The sequence below is a fragment of the Nitrospirota bacterium genome, assembly GCA_016212215.1.
Lineage (GTDB): Bacteria > Nitrospirota > 9FT-COMBO-42-15 > HDB-SIOI813 > HDB-SIOI813 > JACRGV01.
Genome location: JACRGV010000021.1, coordinates 13,354 through 29,533, shown reverse-complemented (window position 1 = coordinate 29,533; position 16,180 = coordinate 13,354). Strand labels below are relative to the sequence as shown.

Below are 16,180 nucleotides of genomic sequence, written 5' to 3'. Positions count from 1 at the left end.
ATAAAGACTGCCTTTCCTGTTTACTGCTCACTGCTTACTGTTTACTATTTTCATTTCCCTTTGTGAGCGCCCCGCTCATGACGGTTCATCCGAAAATCAACCCCATCCCCACCCTACCCCTCCCCTTGAAGGGGAGGGAATAAACGTTAGCCTCCCTCTCCCCCCCCCCTTGAGCAAAGGGGGGGATATTTCAGTTTTTTCTTGCCTCTTACTTCTACCTTCAACCTTATTACCTCTTGCTATATTCATCTTCTTGAATTCAGTATGATAGCCTTCACCTTTTGTTAATTTTCTTTATATCAGACGGTTTCAGGATTGTATTGTAAATGATTTCATGAATCTTCTTTGCTATTGTGGGTCACAACGTAACAGATACAAATTTTGATGTCAAATTTAATGAGGCACAGAATGCTTTCCCTATTGCCCTGTGAAGGCTGTTTCCCATTGACTGCAAAATCTCATCCTGATATTCTGTCATCGAAAAAGCAAATTACATGGCATAAGAAAAAGTGGCAGGTTTAATCCTTTGAATAAAATAATAAAAGAAATAATAAAAAATTTCAGAGAAGCGGAAAGGCTCTCCACACTTCTGTCTGAGACAGGTTTCAGTGACGGCCGTAAGGCGGGTGTAAACCTTCATCTCCTCTTCAAAGACATAGAAGATCAACAGATATTCAGGAAGTTAATGCCTGCAGTATTAAAGTCATGCATAGCATCTCCTGACCCTGACATGTCGCTTAATAATCTTGAGCGCTTTGTCGTTTTTTATGAAGATAAAGAGAGGTTGTATACATACCTTACAGACCGAAGTGAGTTAATCCCTGTATTACTCTTTCTGTTCGGCAGTAGTCAGTATCTATCCAATTTCCTGTTTTCAGCACCACAGGAATATCTTGTCTGGCTTTCTATACCAAACCTACTCAGGCAGGCGATTAATAAGGAATCCCAGCTTGACTACCTCCGTAAACAGATATCAACCGTTAGGACTTCAATAAACGATATCAAGTCATTACTGAGGAGATTCAGGAAAAAGGAATACATTCGCATTGCACTGCGGGACATGCTCGGTTATGCAATCCTTTCAGAAGTCACACAGGAAATATCTGCTGTTGCAGACATCTGCCTCCAGATTGCCTATGAGTTCTGCAACAATGACCTGATTAAACGTTACGGGATGCCCATGTATACGGATGTGGATGGGAACACGCATAACTGTGCCTTCACAATCCTCGGTATGGGGAAACTCGGGGGTGAGGAGTTAAATTATAGTTCTGATATTGATATTATGTTCCTGTACACCTCTGACAGAGGGGAGACAAGCACGGGACAATTAAACAATCATCAGTTCTATGTAAAATTATCAGAGATGGTCAGCCGCATAATCGGGGATGTTACGGAAGAGGGTTTTGTATTCAGGGTAGACACGAGGCTCAGGCCGGAAGGTGACAAGGGTGATTTAGCAAGCTCGCTAAGGAGTTATGAGGTCTACTATGAATCATGGGGACTGACATGGGAGAGGGCGGCATTATCAAAGACAAGGCCATCTGCCGGGGATGAAAATCTTGGTAAGGCATTTCTCTCAATGATACAGCCATTTGTCTACAGAAAATATCTCGATTTTAATTCTATAGACGAGATCAGGGATATGAAGGTAAAGATTGATAAACACATTGCAGTAAAAGGTAAAGACTTAAATGACGTCAAGCTCGGGTATGGCGGGATAAGGGAGATAGAGTTTTTTGTTCAGGCATTACAGCTACTCTACGGAGGAAAAGAGCCGTGGATTAGGGAAAAGAATACACTGCGTGCCTTGCACAGGCTTGCACAGAAGGGCTTCATCTCCTACGATGAGGAGGGTATTCTGTCAAATGCATATCACCTCCTGCGCCGGATTGAACATGGGGTGCAGATCGTCGGTGAACGACAGGTACATGTCATGCCTAATGATGCTAAGGAACTCTATATACTTGCAAGAAGGCTTGGGTATAAAGACAAAGGCAGGAGCAGGGCAGATGAATTTCTTATGAAGGATTACCTATCTTGCACAAAGGCTGTGCGGAAGATTTATGACGGCCTGTTTGTTAAGAAAACAGCAGAAGAGGGGCCGATGGATGAAGAGGGTGCCTGTGAAATTGTTATTGGCGATGTTGTCCCTGAGGAAGAGGCCATTCATCTGCTTTCAAAGTATAATTTTAAGGACGCAAGAAAGGCATACAGAAATATAATATTATTAAGGGACGGGCCTGCATTCAGTCACCAGACACCGAGGAGCAGGCAGATATTTTCAAGGATATTCCCGAAATTTTTTAATCTTATGACTTCATTCTCTGACCCTGACCTTGCACTCAATAATCTTGAGGCACTTATCTCATCAGCAGGTGCCAGAGAGACGCTCTATTCCTTCTTTGAAGAAAACCCGCAGGCAATTGAGGCTGTAATAAGGCTCTTCAGCAGTAGTGAATATCTTTCAAAGATAGTGATGAGACACACTGAGCTTGTTGACCTTTTTCTTGACCCTGAAGAGATGCTGAAAAAGAGGACTAAGAAGGCCCTTCAGGATGAACTTTTTACCGCTATCAGAAATGCACAATCATACACTGAAAAACTTGATACCCTCAGGAAGTTTAAATATACAGAGGAGCTGCGTATCGGCTACACGGATATTCTGGGTTATGCAGTTACGGCTGAGGTCTCAAAAAATATGTCTGCACTTGCAGATTGTTCAGTATATGCGGCTGTAATCATAGCAGAGGAAGAGCTGGGCAGAACTTATGGACGCCCAATGTCTAAACCCATGAATAAACCGGAAAAGGCATCCACTGCAAGGTTCTGCGTTGTTGGGATGGGGAAACTTGGGGGTGAAGAGATTACTTACGGGTCTGACCTTGACCTGATATTTATATATTCCGGTGAAGGTGAGACCAAGGGCAAACACTCAATATCAAATGCTGAGTATTTCTCCTTTTTATCAAGCAAGATAATGTCAGCACTTACTTCAATAACAAGAGAGGGTACGGTCTTTAAGGTGGATGTCAGGCTGAGGCCATCCGGTACCAAAGGCCCGCTCTGTCAGTCTATTGAAGGGGTTATATCCTACATCAGAGACCATGCGGATACATGGGAGTTCCAGTATCTTACAAGGGCAAGGATTATTGCAGGGGATGAGACACTCGGACAGGAATTTATAACAGGATGCCAAAACCTTACATATCGAAGGCATAATAAGGAATTCCTGAGAAAGAACATTCGGGATATGCGCCAGAGGATGGAGAGAGAGGTCAGCAAGGAAGATGATGAGCATTATGATATAAAAGTCGGCCCAGGCGGAATCGTGGATATAGAGTTTATTGTGCAATACCTGAAACTCCTGCACGGCTCTCAATATCCGGCCATAAGAGTTACAAATACCCTTACATCACTTGAACTGCTCTACAAAGAGGGTGTGCTGTCAAAGGACAATTATTTTAAACTCAAGAAGGCATACACCTTCCTCCGCACACTTGAGAGCCGCCTTAGAATCGTACACAACATGCCCTCCCACCTCCTCCCCAAAAATCCCGATACCCTTGCATCACTTGCCATGAGAATGGATTATAAAGACACCAAACGCCTCTCAGCCGCCCGCAGGCTTATTAAAGCATACGAGGCATACAGGAAGGATGTGAGGGGGATAATGAATGAGGTGTTTGCAGGATAAATTGGGTATCCACTTAAGTCTCGTCTGACCCCATATTTCAACATATTTCAAATCAATGCCTGACACCATAGAATTTTCAATTGAATTGCTTGACTAAAGTACGCACACTGGTTTATAAGTATGGTATGCAATTAGCAAACGAAATTAAAATCTCGCTAAAACGTGAGTACGCTTTATACTCAAACGCTATTGCTTTTTACAAAAAAGCAGTAAAGGAGTTTGAGCAAAAATATAATCTTAGTACCCAAACATTTTTAAAAAAGTTTGAGGCTGGCCAGATAGGGGATGATGCTGATTACTTTGATTGGTACGCGTTTACAAAACTCCTTGCACAGTGGCAAAAGACCCAGACTGCCATTCGTTCCGCTGTCCGGTAATGCAGAAATTCGTTGAAAATATAGAAAAGACTATCACTAACACACCATGTATTTTATCCTCCAATATTCAAAAGCAGTTCGGCCCTGATAGTGAAACGGTTTATTTAAAGGGTACTTTTATCTTCATAGACTCTTCAGTCCTTGAGATTGCTATCTTTGCTAATAATATCCTCAATACAGTCACTATTGATAAATACAGATTCCATTATATGGGCAAAAATGGGCAAATTATTTTTCGCTACGATAATGCCCCACATCATCATGAGATTGCTTCCTTTCCTCACCATAAACATACTACCAATAAAGTAATTCAATCAACAATGCCTTCCCTAAAAGATGTTCTAAATGAGATTAGTGCTTTTATCATTGGAAAATAAAAAAACCATTAGCAGCCTCTTTATTCGATATTCCACTCTCCTGGCCTAAGATGTCTAAGGATGTCCCTGCTTCCATGTATTACAGCGACAATATAACAAGCCGGTTCTTCTGCTTTATATTTATAGATAATACGGTACGATCCATAAATAAGTTCTCGAATAGTGCCATCAAAAAATTCAGGAACAACTCGACCGCTCTGAGGAGATTCTTCCAATATACGTGGGGCCTTTACAACTTTTGTCCCAAATCTCGCTGCATAAACCTTGGAATCTCTACCTATATATTGAATAATCTCAAGGAGATCAGTTAACGCTGGCTCTGTCCAGATGACTTTAACCATTCTTCAACCTTTCTCTCCGCCTCTTCCTGTGAAACTACATTTCCATCTTCAATAGCCTGCAAGCCTCTTCCAACCTTCTCCCGTACATAGAGATGGTAATGAAGATCTTCTAATGTTGCATCTTCCGGAAGACCCTTAATTAATTCAATGATTTGTTCTTTAATAATACTCATATCTTTTACTACCTCCTGCAAATATTATTTACGCCTATTTTAGCATAAATAACAAACAAAAATGGAAATTAATCACCATTTTCCCGAATTCATTATGAATAGATGGATAGCAAATGTGGCGACTACAGAGATAATGAGAACCGGCCACTTTAACACCCTAATATGGTGATGGTGGGGCTGGTGGCGAATAAAATTAAGCAGGTGTTGCATTTGAAACTTCCCAATACTCTTGTACGTAGTGTGCAATACCTTAAAGGATTCAGAAAATATAAAGTGATATTTCAAGACCCCAATTTATTTTTATTACATGATTTCTCAATTAAATAGAACCGTCCCGTTTATTTCAGTCCCGTTTATTTCATATACTGCAGTAAGTAAAGCATTAAGGGATTAATGGAATAAAAAGTGATTTTTCAAGACCTGACCCCATATTTCATATAAGCCTCAGGACTTGTACATTTTGATTTTTGATTTTCATTCCCCCCCTCATGGGCGTTTCACATCGAATTGAAATCTTGACAAAAGCTAAATTTGGGAATAAAATCCCAAAATGTGCTCATTAAGTGTTATTAGTTACTTTTTGGGGGTATATATCTATCTGAAAACAGTAATACAACAATGGTTAATGTATGTTTAATGCAGGTAGTAGTATAAATGTTTTCATAGAAACAATGTATCCTTTGCTTAGTAATAGTAATTTAATCTCTGTTTATTTGATGTTTAAAAGGTTCTACTGGTGAAGAAATCAAACATCTTTGAATGGGTTCTCATTATCACAGTAATAATTACGATTTGTGTGGGAAGTTATGAAAGCTACACCCAAAAATACATACCTGATCAGAGTATGCTGTCTTACCTGCATAGCCATGGTTATCTGAAAGACTATCCGGTGATATACGAGCCGAGTAAGGGTATATGGCATCCGGTCGGCTGGACAGGCTCGTTAATGATGGTTGTAATGATGCTCTACAGTGTAAGGAAACGGATACCTTTTTTAAGGTCTTTTGGTTCTATGCGTCACTGGCTTTCATCACATATTTTTTTAGGGATTTTGGGGCCGATACTTGTGACCTTTCATACGACCTTTAAATTCGGTGGCCTTATAGCCACGAGTTTCTGGTGTATGGTTGTAACCGTAATCTTTGGAATATTGGGAAGATACATATATGTGCAGATACCACGTGATATCTCCGGTGTTGAGATAGGTGTTAAAGAAATTGAGACTAAGATAGATGCATTTGATAAAGAACTCGGCAAACACTTAGGGCAAAAGGCATTGTCTGATACATTGAAATCCATCACAACTGCTGATGATAAAGGTAAAGATATTTCACCTTTGATTGCATTATTATATATGGTTAAGACAGATGTTAAAAATATTTTTATGATCTTCCGCGTAAGCGGTCTGATTAGAAAACAGCACCACTTAGATAGAAAAACAAGGAAAGAGGTGATCTACTGTATAAAGAAGAAGGGCTTATTGATCAGACGTAAAAACCTGCTTACAACCTCCCATCGCCTCCTTCATTACTGGCATGTATTGCATGTACCTCTTGCAATGGTAATGTTTGCGATCATGTTTCTTCACATTTTAGTCTATTACATGTTCAGGGTGGGGGCCTGACGCAGGAAGATGCTTAGAAGAGTTATTAATCACAAGGTCAATGGAGATAAATATGCTCAGAGGGGTTCACTCGAAAATCACCTCCGGCGGGGTTGGAAAACCCCGCCTATCCATTTCTACGAGGATAGGCGGGACATTCCTGTCCCGCTGATTTTCATGGCCCTTTGTGAACCCTCGGTTCATGGGAGTTCATCCGAAAATCTCTACCGGCGGGGTAAGAAAACCCCGCCTATCCATTTCTACGAGGATAGGCGGGACATTCCTGTCCCGCTGATTTTCATGCCCCTTTGTGAACCCTCGGTTCATGGGAGTTCATCTGAAAATAACTCCGGCGGGGTAAGAAAACCCCGCCTACCCAAATATATATCAAGGATAGGTGGGACATTCTTGTCCCACTCATTCTCAACATCCTTTGTTAGCCTTTGGCTATTTATATTTTTAGCCATATTCTTAATTCCTTCTTTTGCATCTGCTCAGGATAGTATTGATTCCCTTATCAGTCCGGGTAAATTGGCAAGTCCTCATGCAAAATACGAGGGTATTACAAACTGTACAAAATGCCATAGGTTACGAGGTGGAGTACCTGACGGCAATTGCCTTGACTGCCACGATAAGCTTGCACAAAAGATTAAGAGTAAGCAGGGAGTACATGCCAAATATACCGATGCCTGCATAACCTGTCACAGCGACCACAAGGGTAGAAGTTATAAGATGATCGCCCTTGCTGAAAAGAAATTTGACCATGACCTCACGGATTACCCCTTATTAGATAAACATGCTGCAACAAGCTGTAACAAATGCCATAAAAAGAGCGGTGTTTACACAGGTCTTGCTCAGGATTGCCTATCCTGCCATAAGGATATTCACAAAGGGCAATTGGATAAGGACTGCAGTAAGTGTCATAACTTCAAGGGCTGGAAAGATACAAAAAAATTCAATCACAATATAAATTCAAAGTATCTGCTCACTGATAAACACCTTGAAGTAAAATGCGAGAAGTGCCACACAAAAGGCCGTTTCAAGCCGTTGAATTACAAGACCTGCAACTCAGCAGATTGTCATGCAGACCCGCATAAAAAACAGTTTACAGGAAAGACCTGCGAGTCTTGCCATACTACAAAGGGGTGGAAGTCTGTTCTGTTTGACCACGATGCACCGGAATATAAGGGGTATAAGTTAGATGGAAAACACCTGAAGGTGGATTGCCAGAAGTGCCATATCAAAGGGCGATTCAAGCCGCTTAATTATAAATCCTGCAACTCCGCAGACTGTCATAAAGACCCGCATACAAAACAGTTTGCTGAAAAGACCTGTGAGTCTTGCCATACGACAAAGGCATGGCAGTCTGTACTCTTTGATCATAATGCTCCTGATTATAAGGGATATAAGCTTGATGGAAAACATCTGAAGGTTGATTGTCAGAAGTGCCACACAAAGGGACGCTACAAGCCGCTCAATTACAAGACCTGCAATTCAGCGGACTGTCATAATGACCCGCACAAAAAACAGTTTGCTCAAAAAACATGCGAGTCATGCCATACAACAAAAAGCTGGCAGTCAACATCATTCGATCACAATGCAACGGAATATAAGGGATACAAGCTCGACGGGAAACATCATAAGGTAGATTGTGCAAAGTGTCATACAAAGGGGCGCTATAAGCCGCTAAATTACAAGACCTGCAATTCAGCGGACTGTCATAATGACCCGCACAAAAATCAGTTTGCTGAGAAGACCTGTGAGTCTTGCCACACAACAAAGTCGTGGCAGTCTGTTCTGTTTGACCATAATGCACCGGCATACAAGGGGTATAAGTTAGATGGGAAACACCTGAAGGTAGACTGTGCAAGGTGCCATAAAGATGGGAAATACAAGCCGCTGGAGACTGAGTGCAGCAGTTGTCATATAAAAGATGATGTTCATAAGGAAGAACTCGGTAAATCATGTCAGAAGTGTCACACAACAGCAGACTGGAAAAAACAGGTTTTGAATCACAATCTCCAGACGAGATTCCCTTTGGTCGGCAAACACAAGGATACTGAATGTGAAAAGTGTCACAAGGAGAAGCGGTATAAATCAAAGGCAGAGAAATGTATAGACTGTCATAAGGATATTCATAAGGGAGAGTTTAAGGAGGAGTGCAATTCATGTCATACGCAGTTTGACTGGCAGCCGAGGAAGTTTGACCATAAAAAGAGAACCGGGTTTGAACTTAGAGGTCTGCACAATGACGTACCCTGTGCTAACTGTCATAAGACGAAGGACAATTATAAAACAGTAAACCGGAATTGCAATCAGTGTCATACTGACCCTCACCTGAATCAGTTCGGCAGTGTTGAGTGCTCCAAATGCCACAGTCAGAATTCATGGCAGTCAAAGGAATTCAGGCATAATGAAACCGGCTTCCCTCTCATGGGCAAACATAGAAATGCAGAGTGTCAGGATTGCCACAAGAACCGCCGGTACAGGGGCACATCTTCTGTCTGCGTCAACTGTCATCTGCCGACATACTACTCTGCTCCGAACCATATAGTGAGGGGATACAGTCAGGATTGCAGTCAGTGTCATAATGTCTCATTTACAGTATGGAGTTTTAAGCACATTGCAACAAGTTCCAACTGCTCAAACTGTCATCTGAACACGAGGCCGCTGAGTCATACTGCAAATCCTGCGACATATTCTAATACCTGCGAGACATGCCATACATCAACAGTTGCATGGTCATCCCGAAAACACACTACATCCACAACAGGATGCACTGTCTGTCATTCAGGTTACAGTAATCCACAGAAGCCTGCAAAGCACACGACTAATTCATGGACAATATGCGAGAACTGTCATAAATATCCTTCGTGGAATTTTTCGCATCCTGTTACAAGCTCCAACTGCTCGAGCTGTCATCTGACATACAGCAGTCCTTTGAAGCCGGTGAGTCATATCACGAATAACTGGACAACCTGTGAGAATTGCCATAAATCAACAGCCTCATGGACATTTACACACGTTGCAAAATCTTCTGATTGTGCAAGCTGTCACCAGAATTCAAGCTATCCTGTAAAACCGGTTAATCACTCAACAAATAATTGGACTACTTGCGAAGACTGTCATAAAACCACGGCTGCATGGACATTCACACACCCCTCTGCGGCTTACGGGTGTTCTGCCTGCCATACGAATTACAGTAAGCCTGTTAAACCGGCAACTCACTCTACATATAACTGGACGACCTGTGAGAACTGCCATAAATCTAACGCATCATGGGCTTTCTCTCATCCTGCATCATCAACAGGGTGTAACTCCTGTCATACAAATTACAGTACACCTGCAAAACCGGCAACCCACACCACAAACAATTGGACTACCTGTGAAGACTGCCATAAAACCGCCTCCTCATGGACATTCGCACATTCATCATCAGCAGTCAATTGCTCCCTTTGCCATACCAATTACAGTAAGCCTGCTAAGCCCGCAACACATACAAATAACAACTGGTCTACCTGCGAAAATTGCCATAAGTCAACAGCCTCATGGTCATTTACACATCCGGCATCAACAACCGGCTGTAATACCTGCCATGCAAGTTACAGTAAACCTGCTAAACCGGCAGGCCATACTACCTACAACTGGACTACATGTGAATCCTGTCATACCTCCAAAACAGCATGGGCGTTTACGCATACCTCCTCAACAACCGGATGCAATGCATGTCACTCAAGTTACAGTAAGCCTGCAAAGCCTGCGAGCCATACCACTAATAACTGGACAACTTGTGAGAGTTGTCATAAATCTACTACTGCATGGACATTCTCACATACGACTTCAAGCACCGGCTGTTCGCTCTGTCACTCAACTTACAGCACGCCTGCCAGGCCTGCAAACCATTCTACTAATAAGTGGACAATCTGTGAGAACTGCCATAAGTCTACTACTGCATGGACGTTCACTCATTCGGCTTCAATTACCGGCTGCTCAGTCTGTCATGCAAGTTACAGCACACCTGCGAAACCGGCTAATCATGCAACTAATAGCTGGACTACCTGCGAGAACTGCCATAAGTCTACTACTGCGTGGTCATTCACTCATCCGACAACTACCTTCCCGCTGAATCACAAGGGAACAAATCCGACCGATTGTGCGGCATGTCATCCGGCCGGGGCTTATAAAAACAGCGGTGGGTGCAGAACATGTCATGGGAATCAGCATAATAAAAATTACACCAACAGCCAATGCCTGAACTGTCACCCCAATGGAAGATAAAGGGTTAAACATAAACACTATCAACTTATCAAACTTCTTAAAGGCGGCAGTATTTGCAATCCTTCTGATATTCATTTTAACTGACTATTCCCATTCCGCAGAAACACACGGTCTGTTTTCAATGGAGGATTTCTTTGCAAATGATACGGGTACTGTTAATGACCTGAATCTCCTCACCACCCACTTACGTATGGATACGAGTAAAATCAATAAGGAAGGTACCGTATCAGTGCATTTTGACGGCAGGTTAAGGAGTAACCTTAGTTCTCACGACTTTAAAAGTTCTTCAAAAAATGAGCGTATAGACACACTGAATATTGCATACACCGCGCAAAAGTATCATCTGTCTGCCGGACGGCTATGGCCTGAGGAACTGTCTGTTGAACGGGTTGACGGCATCAACATTATTACTGCAAAAACAGACCGTGGGATCGGGTTCTTTGGCGGTATCAGACCGAACCCTTATAACGACAAGTTTGACTCTGACTTCACGTCAATGGGGGCATACCTGTTCTACAGGCAGCCGCTCCTGTCAACATCTCTTGCCATGACATATAACGGCTTCAAAGGCCGTACAGACCGTGAGTATTTATATGGGCAGGTATCATGGTTTCCTGTCAGAGAGTTAATGTTATACAGCACTTTAACAGCAGACCGTAAACAAGAGACAAAAAAACTGCAACTGACCAATGGAATTATTGAACTGTCTTACAGGCCGGACTATAAGAAGAGCATCACCGTAGGCTATAATCAGTTCCGTACATTTCATTATTTCAGGTCAATGGAATTTGATGTGAACAACAGCCGCCAGCAGGCATACTATGCAAGTGTGACATATCGCATCCATGAAAGATACTCTGTTTTCGGCAGGGCAGAACGTCAAACCATGTATTACCCCGGCATTCAGACCAATCTTAAAAACTCCGACAATTACCGTCTCGGCCTTTCCGGCGATAACCTCCTTCAATCCGGTGTCAACATGAACGTATACTCTGTTTTCACAGACAGCTATACTTCAAAAAACACATCCTACAACATTGAACTGTCCCGCCTGACCAATGAGTGGCTGCAACTGATATTAACAGGGTCCTACATACAGAATAAATACGAACTCAGCAGTCTGACCAATAAAACAATAATATACGGGGCATCAGGCTATCTATACCTCAGCAAAAAATGGAACGTCTCTTTCTCGTATGATAAGGAGACTGGAACTGATTACAGTGCCAACCGCATATCACTTCGTACTTCTGCAAAATTCTAAGTTTAGCTGATTGTCACGTCTGAGGGGTGGAATTGAAGTGTTGGGTAAAATTAACACAAATTCAGCACAGTTATGCAAACATTAACCGCCCCTTTACGAACCTGCTTCACCTGATATGCTTTGGCCTTTGTGCCGTTGGGCTACAAGTTCAATATTTCCTCTATACCCTCTTTTGTAAATATATGATGGCTCCCCTTGATACGCTCATCAAACCCTAAATTTGTGAGTAATTGGCATAACCCGTCAAATTGGATATTGGCATCAGATGTTCCGTTTAAAATTTTCGTAAGAAGTTTATCTATTTTAGTCATATCAGCGTCTTTGTATATTTTATACGGAACTAATAATTGGAGTCCCTCGTTTCCTATCATTTCTTACAAAGCAATTCAGGGTCACCCTGCTTTTTCCTCTAACCATTTTTTTATTAAGGCATCTTCATTAGTATGGAGCTTCATCTGACAGGACATCTAAATCTTTTTCCGCTTTATCTGAAAAAAGGATATTATATTTTCCCACCTGCGGCCTTTCTCCGGGCTATTAGTTTATCTATAGAAATAACCCGACCTTCCCGGATGTCTTTCATACCTTCATCAATCTTGGCTCTGAGTTGTAATAAAGAGTAATAAATCCGACCTGTTAAACTATTTCCGCAAAATTTCACCTCCTTTTATTTTTACGTAACCATTTTATCACAACCACTTCATAAATGTATTTGACCTCATTATCTCTTGTCACAGGTCACACAAAGTGGAAAATAAATCTGCCCCCTTTCCTATGAGATAATTGAACGATAGTCTTCGCTTTTTAAGGCAGACAGGACTTATTAAAAGCCTTATTGAAGAAATCCCTCATTTCAGATTCATTCATTGGATTGATCTCAACTACATCAAAGATACGTTCCACCGGTTGATGGTGCTGCATCATCTCTCTTCTACGCTCCTCAACCCCGCACAACATAAGCATTATCGGCAACGGTTTTTTACTTAAAGCATTTTCGTCAACCAGACCTTTGATAAAGTGAGAAAACTTAGGGTTTGAAGTAATACCATTTATCTCATCAAGGATCAGCATTAGTCCCTTAATACCGTCACCTTTAAGACGATCCATAAGGTTGTGTAAAAAGGGAAGATAGCCTTGAGAAATGTTAGGCGCATCAGCTTTTAACTCGCTAAGGTTTATGCGAACTCCAAACAGCTCCTGCTCGCCTATATATTTTGATAGAAAATTACGGGTTTTATCTGTAAGTGACGGCTCGTACGCCGGTGATTTCATCCTGACGCCCTGTAAATAATTCTACGGGTACCGGCTGACCTGGATAAAAGGGGCTGATACCCTTTGAGTTCATGCTCATTTAGTATTACTCCACCCGCCTGTCTTTCCCGACTGTGAGTGCGATTATATCTACTGCTACCTCTTCTACTGCCCTGTTGGTTACGCTGACGAAGGGCCATCTGTTTTTCCTGAGCAGGTTTTTACAGTAATCCAATTCCTGTGCAATATACTCTAAATCGCCATAAGAAGACATCTCCTGTCCAAGATGTCTCAGTCTTGCCTTCCTGATGCTGGACAACTTTTCCGGGTCTATTACAAGCCCGACTATCTTTCTCTGGTCCATAAAAAATAGTTCCTGTGGTGGAGGAATATCAAGGACTATCGGGACGTTTGCAACCCTCCACCCCTCTTTGGCAAGATAAATACTCAGAGGTGTCTTTGTTGTTCTTGAGACGCCGAGCAATACAATATCAGCATCCACTATTGTACGGCTGTTCTGACCGTCGTCATGTTTTACAGTAAAGTCTATTGCCTCAATGCGTTTGAAGTATAACTCATCTACCTTGTGAAGCAGACCCGGTTTTGACTGAGGGGATTTACCGAGATATAAGGAGAGTGTCTCAAGGAGCGGGCCTATTATGTCAATCGTCAGGAGCTGGTATCTGTGTGCCTCTTCTATAAGCACCCTTCTCAGCCGGTCAGAAACCAGTGTGTGCACTATAAGCCCTCTTACCTCTGCGGCCTCTTTAACCAGACTTCTTATATGGTCATCAGACCTTACATGACCTGTCCTTGATATGATTACATCCTTTTTCTTAAACTGGGATAACGCCGCAAGCGTAACCGTCTCTGCTGTCTCGCCTGTAGCATCAGAGATGACATATATATAATACTCAGCCTTTTTTAATTCATCTGACATGGACATGGGCTAATTATAGTATAAGTGAAAAGGCATAGCAATCATCAGGGAGATTATGCTATATTATTTCGCATGTCAACTGAGATTATATTTCCATTAGATGTACCTGACCTTAAAGAGGCACTAAAGCATGTTGAACTTTTAAAAGACCATGTGAAGGTATTTAAGATTGGGCTTGAGCTGTTTGTAAATGCAGGGCCGGATGCCATCAGGGCGGTATTGGACGCAGGAGGCAGGTCAATCTTTCTTGACCTGAAATTTCACGACATACCTGAGACCGTACGTCGTGCACTCCAGAGTTCATACATTAAAGATGTTGAATTTGTCACTGTGCATAGTTGTGATGGTTTGAATATGTTATCCGCTGCTGCAAAGAGCGTATCTCCCAATACAAAGATTCTCGGCGTTACTGTACTTACAAGCCTCGGTGAAAAAGAGATGAAAGACACACTGCTTATTAGAGAAAACATCTCCATGCTTGACCTCGTCCTTCACAGGGCAAAGATGGTGAAGGATGCAGGATGTTCAGGAATAGTCTGTTCAGGCCATGAAGTGTCACGGATAAAGGAATTATTCGGTAAAGATTTTATCACTGTTGTCCCGGGTGTACGCCCCCTGTGGTCACTTGTAAAAGGGGATGACCAGAGCAGAATTGTAACACCGCATGACGCCGCCCAAAAAGGGGCTGACTATATAGTGGTCGGCCGTCCTATAAGAGATGCCGAAGACCCTGTTGAAGCAGTAAGGATGATACAGGGTGAAATTACCTCTTCTTAAATATTTCCCATTTGTGTAGTATTTTCCCGTCATGCATTGCCTGATTAGGAACTACACAGGCGATGCAAATGCGTTACAGTCCTCATATTGGTCTTTTTTAAATTTACCGAAGGTTTTGAAGGAATCAGATAGGTTTTATGGGTATAAATTTGAATATTGGCGGCTCTTAAATAAAGTTTACTTTTAGGTACCACAATCGGCTGTTCCTATTCAGAAACAGCCGATGCTCTTGCATAGATGTGGTAATTACATTAAGCCGCTTTTTTACGTCTAAAGTAGGCAACTCCTGCTAAACCGAATCCAACAAGCAGTAATGATGCCGGTTCCGGTACCGGATGTCCGCCTCTCACGAGAAAAGCTTCAGCTACCGGATCTGAACTATGATATAAATCAGGGGCAAATGGAGATCCCCAAATATAGCCTGCTGCTGCATCACCTATATCAATATGATCATACCCTGTATTAAAATATGGCGCTGCATTCGGGACAGGTCCACCAGGAATATTGAAAGCAGTTAAGAAATCAGAAAGACTGGAGAAACTGGCTGTCCATTGAGTAACCGTAGGAATAGCAAAACCATGATGCAGAGATACAACTCCGCAACTTGGGACAACAGGAGCACATGGCCCTGCATATGCCCATTCCATTCCACCGCGAACAACAAGCAAGCTCGCGGGCGGGTCAATACCAAGCATAGTAAGAGCCTGAGATTGTCCCACTTGTGTAAAAAACAAAGTGATTGTGATCAAACATAAAAAAATCATTTTTTTCATCCTTTTCACCTCCTTTCTTTTTTATTTTTAACAAAAAAAATAAGTTCAGAGTTACTATTATAGTTCATACCATTTGACATAAATAGTTATGCAAATAATATGCCAATATCGTAACATATTGAAATTAAGGAGTTTTTCAAAAAAGAGGATGCTTATGCCAACCTTGATAGTGTAAAATTTCCTGTCACTTTGGGGAGGTTAGAAAAGGATGAAATTAAAGATGACGTTGAAAATAATGTGTTATTTCAATAGGATATATTTTTTAAAACATAAGTGACATGTTTCTTTACAGTCCTGACAGTTTTCTTTACACTTCGAGGCTCTATTAC

At 41.9% G+C, this 16,180-nt stretch carries 14 protein-coding genes; 7 read left to right on the top strand and 7 right to left on the bottom strand.

The features are described 5' to 3' along the window. Nucleotides 1-526: 526 nt before the first annotated feature. From glnE to HZA08_02500, 3 genes are all read left to right on the top strand, one after another. Nucleotides 527-3,697, top strand: coding sequence for a bifunctional [glutamate--ammonia ligase]-adenylyl-L-tyrosine phosphorylase/[glutamate--ammonia-ligase] adenylyltransferase (glnE, locus tag HZA08_02510; GenBank protein ID MBI5192297.1), 3,171 nt, complete (start codon nt 527-529; stop codon nt 3,695-3,697). Nucleotides 3,698-3,822: 125 nt separating this feature from the next. Next, nucleotides 3,823-4,074: a hypothetical protein gene (locus HZA08_02505; GenBank protein ID MBI5192296.1), complete on the top strand. Its 252-nt coding sequence runs from the start codon at nt 3,823-3,825 to the stop codon at nt 4,072-4,074. Further along, a complete protein-coding gene (locus HZA08_02500; GenBank protein MBI5192295.1) occupies nt 4,074-4,451 on the top strand; it encodes a hypothetical protein in 378 nt (125 codons plus the stop codon). The genes HZA08_02505 and HZA08_02500 overlap by 1 nt, the downstream gene beginning before the upstream one ends. A gap of 20 nt (nt 4,452-4,471) precedes the next feature. Here the strand turns inward: HZA08_02500 and HZA08_02495 are convergent, their stop codons facing one another. Both HZA08_02495 and HZA08_02490 read right to left on the bottom strand, forming a co-directional pair. Beyond that, on the bottom strand, nt 4,472-4,792 hold the full coding sequence (locus HZA08_02495) for a type II toxin-antitoxin system RelE/ParE family toxin (protein MBI5192294.1): 321 nt from the start codon (nt 4,790-4,792) through the stop codon (nt 4,472-4,474). Further along, complete coding sequence (locus HZA08_02490; GenBank protein ID MBI5192293.1) at nt 4,759-4,965, bottom strand: hypothetical protein; 207 nt, start codon at nt 4,963-4,965, stop codon at nt 4,759-4,761. Before HZA08_02490 ends, HZA08_02495 begins: the two co-directional genes overlap by 34 nt. Nucleotides 4,966-5,701: 736 nt before the next feature. Here HZA08_02490 and HZA08_02485 point away from each other — a divergent pair. Then, on the top strand, nt 5,702-6,589 hold the full coding sequence (locus HZA08_02485) for a hypothetical protein (GenBank protein ID MBI5192292.1): 888 nt from the start codon (nt 5,702-5,704) through the stop codon (nt 6,587-6,589). A gap of 302 nt (nt 6,590-6,891) precedes the next feature. On the opposite strand, the gene HZA08_02480 is transcribed toward HZA08_02485, so the two are convergent. Beyond that, entirely contained in the window at nt 6,892-7,035 is a 144-nt protein-coding gene (locus HZA08_02480) for a hypothetical protein (GenBank protein MBI5192291.1), read from the bottom strand. A gap of 64 nt (nt 7,036-7,099) precedes the next feature. On the opposite strand from HZA08_02480, the gene HZA08_02475 reads away from it, so the two are divergent. Both HZA08_02475 and HZA08_02470 read left to right on the top strand, forming a co-directional pair. After that, a complete protein-coding gene (locus HZA08_02475; GenBank protein MBI5192290.1) occupies nt 7,100-10,846 on the top strand; it encodes a hypothetical protein in 3,747 nt (1,248 codons plus the stop codon). After that, complete coding sequence (locus HZA08_02470) at nt 10,836-12,110, top strand: hypothetical protein (protein ID MBI5192289.1); 1,275 nt, start codon at nt 10,836-10,838, stop codon at nt 12,108-12,110. The genes HZA08_02475 and HZA08_02470 overlap by 11 nt, the downstream gene beginning before the upstream one ends. A 140-nt stretch (nt 12,111-12,250) precedes the next feature. Here HZA08_02470 and HZA08_02465 read toward each other — a convergent pair whose 3' ends face one another. From HZA08_02465 to HZA08_02455, 3 genes are all read right to left on the bottom strand, one after another. After that, nucleotides 12,251-12,421, bottom strand: a complete 171-nt coding sequence (locus HZA08_02465) for a type II toxin-antitoxin system HicA family toxin (GenBank protein MBI5192288.1) — start codon at nt 12,419-12,421, stop codon at nt 12,251-12,253. A gap of 493 nt (nt 12,422-12,914) precedes the next feature. Further along, on the bottom strand, nt 12,915-13,382 hold the full coding sequence (locus tag HZA08_02460; GenBank protein MBI5192287.1) for a hypothetical protein: 468 nt from the start codon (nt 13,380-13,382) through the stop codon (nt 12,915-12,917). 85 nt (nt 13,383-13,467) lie between these two features. Beyond that, on the bottom strand, nt 13,468-14,301 hold the full coding sequence (locus HZA08_02455) for a kinase/pyrophosphorylase (GenBank protein MBI5192286.1): 834 nt from the start codon (nt 14,299-14,301) through the stop codon (nt 13,468-13,470). Nucleotides 14,302-14,373: 72 nt separating this feature from the next. Here HZA08_02455 and pyrF point away from each other — a divergent pair, with 72 nt between their 5' ends. Further along, nucleotides 14,374-15,078, top strand: coding sequence for an orotidine-5'-phosphate decarboxylase (pyrF, locus tag HZA08_02450; protein MBI5192285.1), 705 nt, complete (start codon nt 14,374-14,376; stop codon nt 15,076-15,078). Between the two features lie 251 nt (nt 15,079-15,329). Here the strand turns inward: pyrF and HZA08_02445 are convergent, their stop codons facing one another. Further along, nucleotides 15,330-15,851 carry a PEP-CTERM sorting domain-containing protein gene (locus HZA08_02445; protein ID MBI5192284.1) on the bottom strand — a complete coding sequence of 174 codons (522 nt, stop codon included), beginning with the start codon at nt 15,849-15,851 and terminating at the stop codon, nt 15,330-15,332. Nucleotides 15,852-16,180: the final 329 nt, after the last annotated feature.

What these genes read in the sequence shown, in the direction of transcription:
- pyrF (MBI5192285.1), top strand. Translation starts at nt 14,374, where the DNA reads ATGTCAACTGAGATTATATTTCCATTAGATGTACCTGACCTTAAAGAG.
- HZA08_02445 (MBI5192284.1), bottom strand. Translation starts at nt 15,851, where the DNA reads ATGAAAAAAATGATTTTTTTATGTTTGATCACAATCACTTTGTTTTTT.
- HZA08_02465 (MBI5192288.1), bottom strand. Translation starts at nt 12,421, where the DNA reads ATGACTAAAATAGATAAACTTCTTACGAAAATTTTAAACGGAACATCT.
- HZA08_02470 (MBI5192289.1), top strand. Translation starts at nt 10,836, where the DNA reads ATGGAAGATAAAGGGTTAAACATAAACACTATCAACTTATCAAACTTC.
- HZA08_02500 (MBI5192295.1), top strand. Translation starts at nt 4,074, where the DNA reads ATGCAGAAATTCGTTGAAAATATAGAAAAGACTATCACTAACACACCA.
- HZA08_02480 (MBI5192291.1), bottom strand. Translation starts at nt 7,035, where the DNA reads ATGGCTAAAAATATAAATAGCCAAAGGCTAACAAAGGATGTTGAGAAT.
- HZA08_02490 (MBI5192293.1), bottom strand. Translation starts at nt 4,965, where the DNA reads ATGAGTATTATTAAAGAACAAATCATTGAATTAATTAAGGGTCTTCCG.
- HZA08_02505 (MBI5192296.1), top strand. Translation starts at nt 3,823, where the DNA reads ATGCAATTAGCAAACGAAATTAAAATCTCGCTAAAACGTGAGTACGCT.
- HZA08_02460 (MBI5192287.1), bottom strand. Translation starts at nt 13,382, where the DNA reads ATGAAATCACCGGCGTACGAGCCGTCACTTACAGATAAAACCCGTAAT.
- HZA08_02495 (MBI5192294.1), bottom strand. Translation starts at nt 4,792, where the DNA reads ATGGTTAAAGTCATCTGGACAGAGCCAGCGTTAACTGATCTCCTTGAG.
- HZA08_02455 (MBI5192286.1), bottom strand. Translation starts at nt 14,301, where the DNA reads ATGTCAGATGAATTAAAAAAGGCTGAGTATTATATATATGTCATCTCT.